Origin of the sequence: Burkholderia reimsis, from assembly GCF_003294055.1 — a bacterium.
Classification (GTDB): domain Bacteria; phylum Pseudomonadota; class Gammaproteobacteria; order Burkholderiales; family Burkholderiaceae; genus Burkholderia; species Burkholderia cepacia.
This window is the reverse complement of sequence record NZ_QMFZ01000003.1, coordinates 80,286-94,135: the sequence shown is the minus strand read 5'-3', so window position 1 is coordinate 94,135 and position 13,850 is coordinate 80,286. Positions and strand designations below refer to the sequence as shown.

The 13,850-nt window shown below is 58.8% G+C and carries 17 protein-coding genes; 8 read left to right on the top strand and 9 right to left on the bottom strand.

Translation table 11 applies throughout. The features are described 5' to 3' along the window. Window positions 1-77: 77 nt before the first annotated feature. The 6 genes from DPV79_RS05250 to DPV79_RS05225 all read right to left on the bottom strand — a co-directional run bounded on the left by DPV79_RS05250 (window position 78) and on the right by DPV79_RS05225 (window position 5,473). Complete coding sequence (locus DPV79_RS05250; protein ID WP_113044945.1) at window positions 78-272, bottom strand: hypothetical protein; 195 nt, start codon at window positions 270-272, stop codon at window positions 78-80. 247 nt (window positions 273-519) lie between these two features. Then, window positions 520-1,293, bottom strand: a complete 774-nt coding sequence (locus DPV79_RS05245; RefSeq protein ID WP_113044944.1) for a zinc finger-like domain-containing protein — start codon at window positions 1,291-1,293, stop codon at window positions 520-522. A 220-nt stretch (window positions 1,294-1,513) separates the two neighbouring features. Continuing rightward, complete coding sequence (locus DPV79_RS05240; RefSeq protein WP_113044943.1) at window positions 1,514-4,021, bottom strand: virulence-associated E family protein; 2,508 nt, start codon at window positions 4,019-4,021, stop codon at window positions 1,514-1,516. Between the two features lie 260 nt (window positions 4,022-4,281). Next, a complete protein-coding gene (locus tag DPV79_RS05235; protein WP_113044942.1) occupies window positions 4,282-4,665 on the bottom strand; it encodes a hypothetical protein in 384 nt (127 codons plus the stop codon). Continuing rightward, entirely contained in the window at window positions 4,652-5,194 is a 543-nt protein-coding gene (locus tag DPV79_RS05230; protein WP_113044941.1) for a phage regulatory CII family protein, read from the bottom strand. The genes DPV79_RS05235 and DPV79_RS05230 overlap by 14 nt, the downstream gene beginning before the upstream one ends. 90 nt (window positions 5,195-5,284) lie before the next feature. After that, complete coding sequence (locus DPV79_RS05225; protein ID WP_113045049.1) at window positions 5,285-5,473, bottom strand: hypothetical protein; 189 nt, start codon at window positions 5,471-5,473, stop codon at window positions 5,285-5,287. 109 nt (window positions 5,474-5,582) lie between these two features. Here DPV79_RS05225 and DPV79_RS05220 point away from each other — a divergent pair, with 109 nt between their 5' ends. The 8 genes from DPV79_RS05220 (at window position 5,583) to DPV79_RS05185 (ending at window position 10,989) form a co-directional block, all read left to right on the top strand. Continuing rightward, a complete protein-coding gene (locus DPV79_RS05220) occupies window positions 5,583-6,011 on the top strand; it encodes a transcriptional regulator (RefSeq protein WP_113044940.1) in 429 nt (142 codons plus the stop codon). 455 nt (window positions 6,012-6,466) lie between these two features. Continuing rightward, on the top strand, window positions 6,467-6,685 hold the full coding sequence (locus DPV79_RS05215; RefSeq protein ID WP_113044939.1) for a hypothetical protein: 219 nt from the start codon (window positions 6,467-6,469) through the stop codon (window positions 6,683-6,685). A gap of 50 nt (window positions 6,686-6,735) precedes the next feature. Beyond that, window positions 6,736-7,098 (top strand): beta-hexosaminidase, encoded by a 363-nt coding sequence (locus DPV79_RS05210; RefSeq protein WP_113045048.1) that lies wholly within the window; start codon window positions 6,736-6,738, stop codon window positions 7,096-7,098. After that, window positions 7,098-8,420, top strand: a complete 1,323-nt coding sequence (locus DPV79_RS05205; RefSeq protein WP_113044938.1) for a pyridoxal phosphate biosynthetic protein PdxJ — start codon at window positions 7,098-7,100, stop codon at window positions 8,418-8,420. Before DPV79_RS05210 ends, DPV79_RS05205 begins: the two co-directional genes overlap by 1 nt. After that, on the top strand, window positions 8,417-8,869 hold the full coding sequence (locus DPV79_RS05200; protein WP_244321712.1) for a hypothetical protein: 453 nt from the start codon (window positions 8,417-8,419) through the stop codon (window positions 8,867-8,869). The genes DPV79_RS05205 and DPV79_RS05200 overlap by 4 nt, the downstream gene beginning before the upstream one ends. Before the next feature lie 2 nt (window positions 8,870-8,871). After that, a complete protein-coding gene (locus DPV79_RS41975; protein ID WP_133295615.1) occupies window positions 8,872-9,474 on the top strand; it encodes a hypothetical protein in 603 nt (200 codons plus the stop codon). Then, complete coding sequence (locus tag DPV79_RS05190; protein ID WP_113044935.1) at window positions 9,471-9,842, top strand: helix-turn-helix domain-containing protein; 372 nt, start codon at window positions 9,471-9,473, stop codon at window positions 9,840-9,842. Before DPV79_RS41975 ends, DPV79_RS05190 begins: the two co-directional genes overlap by 4 nt. 31 nt (window positions 9,843-9,873) lie before the next feature. After that, window positions 9,874-10,989, top strand: a complete 1,116-nt coding sequence (locus tag DPV79_RS05185) for a DNA cytosine methyltransferase (RefSeq protein WP_113044934.1) — start codon at window positions 9,874-9,876, stop codon at window positions 10,987-10,989. Here DPV79_RS05185 and DPV79_RS41970 read toward each other — a convergent pair whose 3' ends face one another. From DPV79_RS41970 to DPV79_RS05175, 3 genes are read right to left on the bottom strand one after another with little or no spacing between them, the layout of a single operon-like run. Then, entirely contained in the window at window positions 10,990-11,967 is a 978-nt protein-coding gene (locus DPV79_RS41970; protein ID WP_133295614.1) for an O-methyltransferase, read from the bottom strand. Further along, window positions 11,964-13,367, bottom strand: coding sequence for an ATP-binding protein (locus tag DPV79_RS05180; protein ID WP_113044933.1), 1,404 nt, complete (start codon window positions 13,365-13,367; stop codon window positions 11,964-11,966). The genes DPV79_RS41970 and DPV79_RS05180 overlap by 4 nt, the downstream gene beginning before the upstream one ends. Window positions 13,368-13,426: 59 nt before the next feature. Beyond that, window positions 13,427-13,840 (bottom strand): very short patch repair endonuclease, encoded by a 414-nt coding sequence (locus DPV79_RS05175; protein ID WP_113044932.1) that lies wholly within the window; start codon window positions 13,838-13,840, stop codon window positions 13,427-13,429. Between the last annotated feature and the right edge of the window lie 10 nt (window positions 13,841-13,850).

Below are 13,850 nucleotides of genomic sequence, written 5' to 3'. Positions count from 1 at the left end.
TATGGAGACTCGCCAGTAGAGAAAAAACGCGGGTGCGAGCCCCCGCGTCTGGCGATGCCCAGAGGGTCCCCGCCTGCTCAAAAAGTAGACAGTCCCGCACCGATCGCGACATCGGCGGTCATGCCGTCGCCTGCTCGGTCCATCGCCCACACGACACGGTCCATCGCATCGTCAAACACGAAGCACCGCGCGGTAACGCGCCCCATGCTTCGATCTTCATCCCACGTCGACCAGACCTCGCTCGGCCCGGCGCTCGTCGACTCGATTCGCATTTCAGCGCCCCAATGCAAAAAGCCCTGAGGGCTTTCGCACTCAGGGCTTCGATATTCATTTCGTAAGGGCGAACGCCCTCCCAACAGATCCCGACAGACAGTTATCGTTGTTGGTCGCGGCGCTCCCGCGATTCAGTACGCCTGTCGGGCGAAGGTTGCGACACGAGTATGCGGTCGCTCATTTATCCAGTGACGCGGTAAAGGATGTGCAAAGTTTACGCGATCCGCTCTTGAAATGGAATACGTTTCATCCTCGCAATTGCCGACGCAATGTGTCGTACACCGATCCATCTACCGTATCCAGCAGGGCGAGCATGTCGTGAAAGCGCCACGACCAGTTCTTGCGATACTCGTCGAGCGATACACCAAGTGCGTGCGCCCGGCCAGCGTCGTCGACTTGCCGCTTGCCGGAACCGGAACAGTCGGGGCAGATGTGCCGGCCCTTTGCATCCGACACCGGCGACGCGGCGAACCGCCCCATCCCGCCGCAGTCGTCGCACGGTTCGTATTCCCGAAAGACCAGCGGGCCGTTACGCCCTTCGAAGAACGGGATACGCTCCTCCGATACACACACCTTCCCGCTGCCCCCGCATACATCACACGCGTGCGTTGATGTCGTAACGGCACGCGCACGACGCACGACGCCACGCCCTTCGCACTCGACACATTGATCGTTCACCCACTCATCCAGCAATCGCAGCGCGAAGCGCTCGATGATGTCGACCTTCGATCGCTCGACGGCGTGCCCGGCACGTTGATCGCGGCGCTCGTCGCGTGACAGGCCCGTGAACCGCGCACGCTTGAATCGGCCCGACGTCCGGATCATCTGCGCCAACAGCAACGTTGCACGTCGCACCATCGCAGGCGTCGGCAGCGGCCCGGCCTTGATTCGGGCCAGCAAGCTCCCGAGATCATTCGCAAAGGCGAGCGCGCCCAAAGTAACTTTAGGATCGGCAATCGGGTCGGTGAACTGACCACGAACGCTCATCGCAACGCCCACCCGCTCTTTCAAATCGATCATGACTCTCTCCTACTCGTCCTAATGTCTCAATGTCCCAAGGGAAAAGGCTTGCAGGGGTGCGCGCCTGCGACATGCGACATGCGCCGCTCACGTCGCGCATGTCGCGCCCCTGCACCCGCGCCCGAGACCGCGCCTTGGGACGTTGGGACATGGGACGTCCACAGCGCGCCAAGACGGGGCATGTGGCGCGCTTACCGTGCAGGCACAGCGCGCCACGCGATCACAGCGGACTGTCGTCATCACCCGCTGCGACCAGTTCGCGCTCCGCTTCCGGCTCTTGCTCTTCCTTCACGTAGTACCAACCCCGCGATCCGGTCGACTCGCGCTTGCGCACCCACCCAAGCGACTTCAACGCCTTGCCGATGCGTCGCTGCTCTGCCAGCGTCCATTTCGACGTATCGAGCTTCAGGATGTCCGCGAGGATTTCTTCCATCGTCGTGCGCGAGACGAATTCCAGGGCCTTGGCGATCTTGTCCTCGTACACGTCGCCTTCGTAGCGCTCCGCCTGCTCGATCTCGAACAGCGGGCGCTCATGCTCTTCGACGTGCCACACGACGCCCGAGCGATACAGGTGCACGGCTTCCGCCCAGAGCTGATCACGAACGGACACAATGCCGTCGATGTCGACCAGCCCGCCGACACGCAGCGGCCAGTAACGCCGGTTGCCCGATTCGTCTTTCAGGTACGTGTCGAAGTTGACCGAGCCGGCGAACACGCACTGACGCGGGACGTCGGTCGCCCGCTTGCCGTAGAAGTTGCGGAACCGGTCGACGGCCGTCGCGAAGAAGCTCTTCACCGCCGACGAGTCGGCCTTGTTCAACGAGTCCAGCTCGGCCAGCTCGATCACCCACTTCCCGGCCAGCACCGCGTATGTGTCTTTGTTGCCGATCTGGATTGGCGTATCCGTGAACCACGAAGCGCCGGCCAGCACCTTCAGCGCCGTCGATTTGCGATGCCCCTGCTTGCCTTCGAGGATCAGGACGTTGTCGACCTTGCAGCCCGGCTCCATCACGCGCGCGACGGCGGCGATCATCCATTTCATGAACGCGAGCTGCACATACTCGCTGTCGGCGACACGCAGGTAGGTCGACGGCATCGATCGCACTCGCGACACGCCGTCCCATTTGAGCCCTTCGAGGTATTCGCGCACGTCATGGAAGTGCTTCTCGTCCGCCACCAACAGAACGGCGTTCATCACGATATCGGTGCGCACCGAGAGGCCGTAGCGCTGCGACAACCAAAGCGCGCAGCGCTGATCGTCCATGTCAGTCCACTCGCCCTTCACGCCTTGCCGGAACGGCGGTGCCTTGCGCTTCATCACGCGGCCACCGAAGTCGTCCTGCTCGATGACGCCTTGCCACGCTTTGTGATTCGCCAAGATCATGTGCACGTTGCCGAGCGTCGGCAGCAGCGTGCCCTTGTCCGAACGCGCGAGATCCTGCTCCCACGTGTGCGCGCCGTTCTCTGCCTCGCGGCCATCCCATTCCGGCTGTTTCGCGGCAGCGGACGTCGCGGCGGATTTCGTCGGCGTGTCGTCCGCGGTCGACACCGCAACCGTCGCCGGTCGGATCTCTTCGTTCGCTGGCGCGATGACGCGCAAGATCGCCGCCTGCACCTGCGCCTGGACAGCCTCGAAGCCCTCTTCGACGTGCAGGTCGTTGAAATCGGTCAGCTTGCGCTCGCCGCGATTGGCGAATGCTGGATAGACGACGCTGACGTCAGCGACCGTCGCTGCCGCCTCGTACGCACGCTTCAGGCCCGTGTTCTCGAAACGCTTACGGCGCAACGGCATCACGTCGTTTCCGTAGCTCACCTCGACATACGGCACGCCATTGTCGTCACGACGGCGTGACACTGCGACCATGTACCAGGTGTTCTTCGCCTCGATCCGCACCGGTTCGGCGCCAAACACCAGTTCACCCCGAAAAGCGAACTCGTCGGCGAGCCAGTCGCGCATGCGCTGCTCGATCTTCCAATCGTCGTCGGCGCAGACCAGCACGTGCACATCCGGATACGTCGCACGCAGGTAGCGCACGGCCGGGAGGATGCCGCCCGCGTCGAAGCAGACATTGACTGCGAACGCCTCGTCGATCGCCATGCGGATCGAGCGCGCGGTCGCGTAGCCTTCGGCGACTAGCACGATCTGATCGTCTGCGCCGACCTCGCCGAGCAGATACGACGCGCCCTTCTTTTCCATGCCTTTGTTGAAGCGCTTCGCGCCGTCCGGCGTAATCTTCTGCAGACCGACGAGCCGAGCGTCATCGCCGTACTGATACATCGGCACGAAGATCGTGCCGTCCGCGTCGAAACGCACGCCTTCGGCCGTGATGCGCTTGCGTTCAAGATAGGTCGACTCGCCATGCTCTGCCGCGCGGTTCCACTGATCTCGTGCGCGGTTCGCGGCGAGCTTCGCCTGACGCGCGTCACGCTCCGCCTGCTCACGGTCGGCGGCGTCCTGCCGGCGACGCGTCTCCGCGAGCACTTCCTCGCTCAGCGGTGCGCCGCTCCACTCGAATCGCTCGGTGCCCGGATCGTCGCCCGAGAAATGGCCGAACGTACCGCCATAGCCGATTACTGCGCCCTTGCTGATGACTTCGCGAAGCTGATACCAGTATTTCTTGCGCGGCCCGTATCGGTGATGTTTGCCGTCCGCGATGGGATGCCCGGCGGGCAGGTCGGGATGCCCCGCAGCACGCAATTGCTGAATAATCTGGTCCAGTGTCGCCATACAAAAATTCCCTCGATCAAAGTTACTTTGGCCGCATGTCGCGGCCAGATCACAATTCGTTGAGCTACGCGCTATTAGCTCGCACGCCGAGCCGCCTCCAGCTCGACGAGACGGCGGTCGCGCTCGACCGCGTGAGAAAAGCTTCGCCACGCTGCGCGACCTGCGGCATAGCACTGGCGCCCGCTCGGCGAGCGGCTGTACTGCGATGCGCCGCGTCGCAATGCGCTACTGATTCCGTTCACGTTCACAGGGGTCTCCGATTATTTGCCGCGCAGTCGACGCCACTCCGCCGACATGAGATCGTCGAACGCGGCAAGGTCCAGCGCGCAGAGACGATTGGTGAGCTGGTCACGGAACGCGTGACGTTCCGCCTTGGTTGCGAGCGCCGCGCATGCGCGCGCAGCTCGCTCGATGAACAAGCGCACGCACCCGGCCGCGTTTGCTTCCGCGAGAATCGGAGCGAGACGATCGGGCAAGGTGGCGATCAGTTCGGATAGCAAGCGCCCCGCTTCAGCGGGGGCACATTCGAAACGGGATGCGAGCGTCGTGACAGCGCATGCCAATTGCTGCTCAGGCGAGCAGCAAAGGCCGATATGCTCACGGTCGGGACGACAGCACCCCATGCCGGGCTTAAACCGCTCCATGACGACGGCGTCGACGCGCGGCGAGGTTGCGAGCAGCGTGAATCAAACGCTGGAACAGACGCTGGCCCTTGCGGCCGGTCGCGATGATCTTCTCGGCGTGTTGATCGTCGATCCGCTGATCCGCCAGCGCGCGTGTCACGTCATCCGCAACAAGACCGACGTGCGCCTGCAGGTGCAGCGCAGTCGAAACGAGACGCAGCGTGCCGGGTTCGCTGGCGTCGTCTGCGGCGTGGTCGTCGACGTGTTCGGCCACCAAACCGAATCGCGAATTCAATGCATGAAGCGCGTCGAGCGCGTACGCCTCGCCGTCTGCCTTTTCCTGCATCCACTCGATCAGCAACTCGAACATTTCCATCGACAAGCGACTGTCGCCGACACCACGCAAGCGAAGGCGAAGCGATTCCGGCGTGATGTTCTTACCGCGCCTGATCGTGAGGTGGTTCGCCGCGTCGGCGACACCGCCGGGTGTGTTGCGAACGGACGTATAAAGCACGTCCAGCCATTCGGTACTGTCGTATCGGCAGGTCATAGCGGGAGATTGGTAGAGAGTGACTTTCATCCTGTCGCGCGCACACCGTCGCAACTAAGATCCAGCTCATGAGGTGCGTAACTACGGCGGTCACGCGTCGATGGGGGGCGACGACGAGTTGTCGTGCGCGCCCAGAGAAGCAAACAGGTCAGGACGCGCGAGCTTCAAGAACAACAAACGCGCGCGCGGAATGCCGTTCCGACGCCATTCGGATACGGACGGCATCCGGACTTCGCACAGTTGGGCAGTCGCGGCCGTTCCGCCGAATGCATCGATCACGGCGCACGCGTGCGGGTCTCGATTCGGGAGCGTATTCATGCCGCCATGTTAGGCGCTCCTTACATGAAAAGCAAGGCATTCCTTATGCCCATTCAGTTAGGCTTTCCTAATGACGACACTAGCCGAACGCCTGGAACAGGCAATGAAGTTGCCGCCTGAGAAAAAGGCAGCAGATCTGGCGCGAGCATGCCGAGTGCGAGCGCCCTCGGTCAGCGATTGGTTAAGCGGGAAAACCAAAAAGATGGAGGGCGCGAACTTGCTGCTCGCGGCCGAATTCCTGAACGTTGACCCGTGGTGGCTCGCCACTGGGGAAGGTCAGATGGTGCGTCGAGCCAATGCGCCGGCCCCACAAAGACAGGAGATGCTCGGCGCGCATGCTCAGACGCTGGTCGACGCACTCGCCAAAGCAGACAAGGTTGGATTGCCACCGACAGCATTTATCGCGCTGCTCGAAACCCTCAGGGTGTTTGAAGATCTACGCGGACAGCAGTCCGATGACCTTCTCGATCTGAATGCACCTGACCCGGAAGAGGGGTAAGGTTCCAGTCGAATACAGCGGCTCTGCGGTGCGTTCCGACGCACCCTGAACGTATCCCGCGCCCTCTGATCGGGCCACCAAGAATCTCAACATCCCAATCGAAGTCATCGCTGCCATGCGGGCCGATGACCCGTACTAGCATGCCGATACGCGACCGGTTTCGGCATCGACTGACGATCGCCACATCGCCCGGTTTGCAGCGCAATTCCCCTGTTGACATATCCCCGCAACAACCTCCCTCGGCAATCTTTTCGCTTAACTACTGTATGAACATACAGTATTTGGTCGGAGGAATACAACACCTTTCAGCAAGGTTCACGGCATTCTCCCGGGCCCACTCACGAGCAAAGGGCAACGTTACGAAAAAATAGTTAGGCATTCCTATTGCACAGCGACAAAGGAATGCCTAACATTCGGCTTCATCGCTGCCGCTTGCGCAGCCTTCGGAGAAGCCCATGAAAATGCTCGACCATCAGTCCACCGACCGCCACGAATGGCTTCGTGAGGAATGCACGCTCCGCGTCACGCCGTCCGAACCCGCTCGCCAAAGCAACTTTGAAAAATCGAAGATCTTCCGCTGGACGGTCGTCGCCGCTCTGCTGTTTGTCGTCGTGAACGTGTTCCAGGACGATCCTGTCGTCGCTCCGACGACCGCCTACCACGTCACCGTCTAAATCGCCCCGACATTGCCGGGGCGAGCGGCCCCGGCGTCATGGAGACCGTCATGCCGCGCATTAAAGTCAAAGCCGAACCTCTCTTCGATGTCGAACGTCGAGATACCCTCTCACTTCACACCATCACGCGATACGACCGGAACGCACGTCGCCCGTCGACCCCGATTCTGATCGGCAAGTACGTAGTCGGACGCCGCCCACTGCCGGACAGCGTGCATACGGAATATTTGATCCTCGACGGCACAGAGATCGCCCACAGGCAGATCTCGATTCCGGACGAAGGCAACTGCGCCGACGCAATCAAGCGCCTGCGCGACGCCAAGCGCGCAGCGGATGTCGAGGCGTCGAAGGCGATCGATAAAGCGAAAAAGCGGGGCAAGACGCGGGCGGCGGCAACGCAAGAGGTTGCGTAATGGGCGACTGCACGCAACAGCTCGACCTGACCGCGCCTATCCAGACCGGGAACACGAAGGCGGCGGCGGCCGCGGCCGGCGCGACTTCCGCCGACCTGTGGATGACGCCGTATGAAGCGCTGCGTTACGACCCTCGCGACAACGTCCGTCCGGTCGATCCGCAGTGGGTCAAGGAATTGACCGCCCTCATGATGCAGAACGGGTACGACAAAGGCTCCCCGCTGCACTGCTATGCGCGCAAGGTCGACGGCAAGGATTATTTCTACGTCTACAAGGGCCAGCATCGCTACCTCGCGGCCGGAGCAGCGATCAAGGCCGGGAAAGACCTCGGAAAAATTCCGATCGTTGTCCGTGATTCGCGTGATGTGAAACGATCGGAAATGGTGGTCGACGGCTACGTGAGCAACGTATCAAAGCCGTCGTCGCCGCTCGATCTCGCGATGTCGATCGCCGAACTGCGTGACATTCACGGACTCGACACCAAAACGATCTGCGCCCGACTCAATATTTCCGAGCAGTCGATTCGCGACGCCGCGCTCCTGGAGAAAGCCCCGGCCGAGCTCCACGACCTTGTCCGCAGCGGCACGATCGCAGGCACCCTCGCGATCGAAGAGATCCGCGCGCACGGCGGCGACAAGGCGCTCGAACGCATCCAGTCAGGTCTGTCGAAAGCCAAGGAAGCTGGCAAGGCGAAGGTCACGAAGAAGCACCTCACCGGCGACACAAAGGCTTCCGAGCCGGCGGCCCCCAAAACAGCGAAGATCAACGACGCGCGGGCAAAGCAACTTTTTCAGGCCCTGCAGTCTGTCTTGCACGATCCCGGCTTCGGAAAACTTTCGCTCGGCACGATCGAGGGCGTCCATCGCGCACTGATCGGCATGGAAGACCTGCTCGATCTTCCGGAGCGCGCGAGAACGCCTGCGATTCACACGCCAAACCCGAACGGCGTGTTTGAGGACTGCGAGAAGCTTCACGCACCGAAGGCGACTGGTTCAGGTCTGATCCCCGCCAGCATCTACATCGCGCAACCCGAAGAAGGCGCGTGGATCTATTCGTTCGAAATGAACATCGCACCGACGTACGGGTTCGGCGACCACTACCCGTCGATGCGGGATACGCCGGCGATATTCCCGACCCGCATGCAAGCTATTCGCTCGGCCGCGTCCGATCTGACTCGCCTGATGCACCACGGCGGGCGGGCCAAATCGAAGGCAGCAGCATCCGTCAACCAATGGCTCGATAAGCTGTACACCATGCCCGATCCCGACTGGACGCCCGAGCTTGCGGCCAAGCATGCTGCCTTGCAGGAGGTCGCCCAATGACCCCGCACCCGGCCCTTTCTACCCCACGTCCGCTGCCGCGAAAGCGGGAACACGCGAAGAAGCGCCCGGCTATCGCACTGGCAAGCGTCAACGGCGCTTCGATGCAGTCGCACAACGACGGGCTGACGCCCGCGAAAGCGATCCAGAAAGACGAAGCGCCGCTCGCGCGGCGCAAACCTATCCAGATGAACGAAGCCTTGGCGGACGCCCGCCAAGGCAGGCTCGCGCGATTCGACGCCCTTCGCATCGAGATCCGCTCGTTGATCACCGAAATTTCGCACGCGGCCGACGTCGAGTTGCTGGACCTGATGGCCGACGAGATCGGGTCGTTCGCTCGCCACAAAACCGCGCAGGACGCGCGCACCTGGGCAGCAACCGCCGGGATCACGCTGGAAACCGGCTTGATGCAACTCGCCCGCGCTCTGCCCGCTACCTCCACAGGAGAATGACAATGACAGGTACCCAAATGCACTGCGCCGATACGCTGACGAAAAATGCGTCGACGGCACGCTTACGAGCGTACCTGACTGAGCACTATTCGGACGCTCGGCCGCGCTCGACCGACGACGTTGCATCGTGGGCACTTGCTGCGCTAGACGTCCGGGCTGCACGACTCCACGGGGCAATTGAATCCGCGCGCCAGGGGGCGTTGCGAATTTACGGTGAATCTAGCCGCCCGACGCGCCACGCGATCGAGCAAATCACGCGATCGCTACGCAGAATCTATCCCGACCGCACGGAACCGCACGCTGTAGTAACACGGACCGCCGCTGCCCGCGATGTGCTCGTTGAGCGCAACCGACAAATTGCCGTAGAACGCCGGAGGCCAACCAGTGACGATCAATACACAGCAGGCGAATTGCCTGAAGCAGCGGTCGCGTATGCTCTGTCTGCCGCCGGTTGGGATCTTGATACAGCCGCATACTACTGGCCAAGCTCATGGGCACAGCGCTCGTTCAAACCGACCACGCCACGTCGCGATCTCGTGAAAGCCGCTGCACTGATCCTCGCCGAGATCGAACGCGCCGATCGAGCCGCAGGGGGCATTGCGTGAGAACGTTCGATCTACAAGAATGCGCGGATTTCCTCAAGGTCGATCGCACCACGGCGATGAAGCTCGCGCAGCAAGGTGACATCGTCGGCGCGCGGATCGGTCGTGCATGGGTGTTCCTCGAAGACGATGTCGTCGCGTTTCTGCGGGAGCAGGCACACAAGCAAACGCTCGAACGGCTGGAAGGGCGCGTGAGCCCGGACGCCGCAGAAACTGACCGGCGGGCGCACGCGGCGATTACTCGCCAATTGCAAAGCGCCCCAGAACACAAACGGGGCCGCCCCGCCAGACCACTGCCGCGCCTGCCTGATCAACCCCAGCCTGCGCCAAGCAGCCAACCTAAGCGAGCCGCGCCGGTCAGCTTCGTCTAAAATACCGCAAACTGTATACTTCGATAATAAAATGAATGACCGTCCTGTCGTAATCGATCTTTTCGCTGGTGCCGGCGGGCTGAGCCTTGGAGCATCACTTGCTGGCTTCCGCGTCGCCGCTGCTATAGAGCTTGACCAGCATGCGATCGCGACTCACGCGCGAAATTTCCCAACTTCCGTTCATGCTGCCATCGATGTCGCGTCGCTGTCCGGCGATCAGCTCCTAGCGCTTGCCAAGCTCGTTCCCGGTCAGCTCGACGGCCTTATTGGCGGCCCACCGTGTCAGGGCTTTAGCTCGATGGGGCGTCGCGACATTGCAGACCCACGCAACAACCTCTTCGATCATTTTTTTCGATTGGTCAGTGAATGCCGGCCGCGCTTTTTTATTGCCGAAAACGTCCCTGGCATCATGGATGATCGGTATGACGCTATTCGCGAAAACGCGTTCGCCAAAGTACGTCAACATTACGAAATGATCGGCCCAGTTCTTGTAAAAGCTAATGAGTACGGTGCACCTACAACACGCACGCGCTACTTTTTCATAGGCTATGATCGAGAGCGGTTTGGTCGCACATTAACTGTCAATGATTTTAAACCTCATGCAAGCACCAAGCACGTTGTGGTTGCCCAAGCGCTCTCAGGCTTGATGGTCGACGTCGATCCTAATTGGCAAAGCGAATCGGAAAGCTGGCAGCGGCTCACGCCCGGGCGCAGGAGCGATTACGTCTCGACTCTACTCGCACGAATTCCAAAGGGTGTCGGCGACCCACATTCACTTGAACGTTTTTTCAAATACGGTGAAGTTTCGGGTTTTCTTGGCACACACCATCTACCGCATGTAGTCTCCCGGTTTGATGCGCTTGAGCCGGGACAAGCCGATAAGGTATCGAAAGCAATACGTTTGTCGGCGAATGGATTTTGCCCCACACTGAGGGCCGGCACTGGTAAAGACAAAGGCAGCTTTCAGGCGATTCGCCCGATTCATTACTTGGCACCACGAGTAATTACTCCGCGCGAGGCAGCGCGACTACAGGGCTTTCCCGACTGGTTCACATTCCACCCTACCAAATGGCATAGTTTCCGCCAAATCGGCAACAGCGTTAGTCCTGTAGTCGCTGAGCAGGTCCTCACCGCACTCCGCTCTTAGTCACATCACAACCTTTGAGTACCACGGGAACATCCGATAGAACTCGGAAAAATTCTCCATCAGCCCGAGCGCCTCGTCTTCGTCATTTCCAATATGATAGCCCATCTGGTCAATGATCGATTTGCTCGGCGACTCGGGCAAATATGATTCGACAGCGAGGCGCTCCTTCACGGACATCTCGGGTACGCTGATGGATCTAGGCACATCCCATTCGAAATCATGAAACTTCCAATGCTCCAATCTTGTTTCGCGCAAAAATTTATCCTTGTCGGTCGGCGATAAGAGAATTCCTGTTGCCGTAAGCATTTGCTGTCCATCTCTATATAGGAACGAAGACAGCGGCTGTACATACACTCTCCGATTGCCTTGCACTCCTTGACGGGCAGCACTTTTAAGGGCTGCAAGAAGGAGTTTCGGATAGTTTGCGTTAGTAACATCATCGACCGTAATCTCAACCGGCCCATATTGCCCTAAACGAATCGACGCTTTATCGCGACGAAACTCTCGAAGGTCTTCCCCACGCGGCGGACTACCAAGAGTTTCGGGCGTCGCGTTGAGCGTAATTTTAAATATATCACCTTCGCCGAGTTTAGCCACGAGATTCTGCGTCTCCGCCAATTGCAAACCCAGATCGGAGGGGCGAGCATAATCGAACCAGACGACGCTCGGCTTTATGAAACTGTGATCGGTCAAAAATTCGCTACTCGACTGATTAACGAGCTTTACACAAGAAATCGGCTTATTGAATTTTTGTCGATTAAAGACATTAATATCGATCTCGATCGATGTCATGTCAGTCAGGCGCAGAGTCGAGTGCAAATATTTAAAATCTTCGAGGAACGGACCACCGAATCCCACATATGCGTAGTCGGATATGTTCCGATATCGACCAACTCTCGACAAGAGATCAATAAACAAATTTCTCTCGATCGCCTTATTTTGGCGCAGATGGTAAGGTATGGATCCGCCCGCACTCATACTTTCGCCTTCTTCATCATTTCGTCAAAGCATTTCGCACCAACATCGCCAGCGGGAACATCCTCATCGCCAAAAAGATATTCACTCACTTTGCGAATTTCGCTCACACGTTTGCTGAATCGAATTTGCCGTGACGGATCATCCTCTTTCGGCATCGGCAACGTAGGCTTAAATCTCTCCCCACCTCCACCACGACGAACGGCATTCCAACGCGATTCCGGCACCAATGTCGCGATATCTTGAATGCTAATGGCTTCAGTGGCTGTTTTAAGAGCGGTGCGCTCCGGACTAGCACGCTTCCATTTGTAAGTAAAATCCGTAAATAATTTCAACCCCTCTCGCATGTATTCTTTTACGCCGAGATACAACTCCGAATTACCGTCAATCCCTCTCTTGGTGGTGGTCAAGGGTAGCTTGCTAGCGTCATTACTCTTAAATACCACGATACCCGAGATCGATACAAATTGCGTATGGTATTGAGGGACACCCGCATCTCCCCAGCCCGTCACGCGAGATTTATCAGCGTAGAGGACGACTCGGTCATTACAAATGATGGTCCAGCCAGCCAACTCCTTCGTTGGCTTACCTTCCAAGGCATCATTTTCTTCCTCCTCGTCCGGGAGCGCTCGATACATTCCGATCGCAAGTTGGACAGTAACACCGTCGATCTCCGATCGATATGCATAAGGTGCCATACCGGGCGTTTCCGTATCAAAGGTCTCTCTGTTAAACATTAAAGACACTTGATTGGGTTGAATTTCTTCATTATTTACATATACAGAAAATCCTTTCTCTATTATATATCCATAATACGCCGCAATAGCTTTCTTCAGAGCACCTTCAAAATCTGTTTCGTTCGAAAATAGTCGCGCAATGCCATCCCTTAGTTGACGCACAACAATGGATGTCCCGGGTGCATCCAATTTACCAGATTCTTCAATAATCGGAAGATTCCAACTCTTGTCATCCCGGAGCCAGGCCGGTGTAATTTCGACGCAAAACTGCTCTCCATCGTGAGTGCGGCTGCGCACGGTGGCTTCCTCACCCATTTTGAAGATGGCTCTTTTCATTCCGATGCCGTAGACGCCGACCGTAGGAAGATCTTCGTTTTCACGGTCACCTGGGCGCCCCAAGCGAAAGGCCTGCCTCTCAGCGAGCGCCATGGAGATTCCGCCACAGTTGTCGGAAATTGAAAAATGGGATGCATCGAAGCTAATACGAGCTTCGTACCGCTCGTATGGTCTGAGGCCGTCGACCGATTGCCCATCGTTCAATCTCATCGCCCCATCTACACAGTTGTCAAGCAAATCGAGAATCGCATCCTGCAACTCAATGTCGCGCGTCAGCATTTCAACAAAAAACCGCTTTGCCGGATCGAAAGTGGCGGTTCGTATTGTCATAGCAATATCATCTCTCTATGTTTTCTAAGCGCGCCCCTGCGCGTTACAGAATGTAACAACTATTCTGGCCGGAGAAAAGCCTCTACCTTCTTCGCCAGCGCCTCCGGATCGCGCTGCTCGCATTGCCATATGACAAGTACACCCCACCCGTCCCGCGCGAGTTCCGCGGCCACTCGCTCATCGCGAGCGCGGTTCATCCGTATTTTTTCTTCCCAATAAGGAATATTTGTCTTAGGCAGGCGAGATTTCGAGCAATGCGGATGGCCGTGCCAGAAACATCCATGGACAAAAATCACTTTGCGCCGCCCTGGGAAGACTAGGTCTGGGGAACCGGGTAGGCGCTTGACGTTCAACCGATACCGGTAACCCATGGTCCAGACGAGCCTTCTCACGACTAGTTCAGCGCTCGACCCATTTCGGCGTACGAGCCGCATCATTTCAGATCGCTTGGTTTTGCTGACGTGGTCGACCATTGCTCAGAAA

Bases quoted from the DNA above. Each gene is read 5' to 3' on its own strand.
- DPV79_RS05180 (WP_113044933.1), bottom strand. From the start codon at position 13,367: ATGACAATACGAACCGCCACTTTCGATCCGGCAAAGCGGTTTTTTGTT.
- DPV79_RS05240 (WP_113044943.1), bottom strand. From the start codon at position 4,021: ATGGCGACACTGGACCAGATTATTCAGCAATTGCGTGCTGCGGGGCAT.
- DPV79_RS41970 (WP_133295614.1), bottom strand. From the start codon at position 11,967: ATGAGTGCGGGCGGATCCATACCTTACCATCTGCGCCAAAATAAGGCG.
- DPV79_RS05250 (WP_113044945.1), bottom strand. From the start codon at position 272: ATGCGAATCGAGTCGACGAGCGCCGGGCCGAGCGAGGTCTGGTCGACG.
- DPV79_RS41975 (WP_133295615.1), top strand. From the start codon at position 8,872: ATGACAGGTACCCAAATGCACTGCGCCGATACGCTGACGAAAAATGCG.
- DPV79_RS05210 (WP_113045048.1), top strand. From the start codon at position 6,736: ATGCCGCGCATTAAAGTCAAAGCCGAACCTCTCTTCGATGTCGAACGT.
- DPV79_RS05185 (WP_113044934.1), top strand. From the start codon at position 9,874: ATGAATGACCGTCCTGTCGTAATCGATCTTTTCGCTGGTGCCGGCGGG.
- DPV79_RS05245 (WP_113044944.1), bottom strand. From the start codon at position 1,293: ATGATCGATTTGAAAGAGCGGGTGGGCGTTGCGATGAGCGTTCGTGGT.
- DPV79_RS05235 (WP_113044942.1), bottom strand. From the start codon at position 4,665: ATGGAGCGGTTTAAGCCCGGCATGGGGTGCTGTCGTCCCGACCGTGAG.
- DPV79_RS05200 (WP_244321712.1), top strand. From the start codon at position 8,417: ATGACCCCGCACCCGGCCCTTTCTACCCCACGTCCGCTGCCGCGAAAG.
- DPV79_RS05205 (WP_113044938.1), top strand. From the start codon at position 7,098: ATGGGCGACTGCACGCAACAGCTCGACCTGACCGCGCCTATCCAGACC.
- DPV79_RS05230 (WP_113044941.1), bottom strand. From the start codon at position 5,194: ATGACCTGCCGATACGACAGTACCGAATGGCTGGACGTGCTTTATACG.
- DPV79_RS05220 (WP_113044940.1), top strand. From the start codon at position 5,583: ATGACGACACTAGCCGAACGCCTGGAACAGGCAATGAAGTTGCCGCCT.
- DPV79_RS05215 (WP_113044939.1), top strand. From the start codon at position 6,467: ATGAAAATGCTCGACCATCAGTCCACCGACCGCCACGAATGGCTTCGT.
- DPV79_RS05175 (WP_113044932.1), bottom strand. From the start codon at position 13,840: ATGGTCGACCACGTCAGCAAAACCAAGCGATCTGAAATGATGCGGCTC.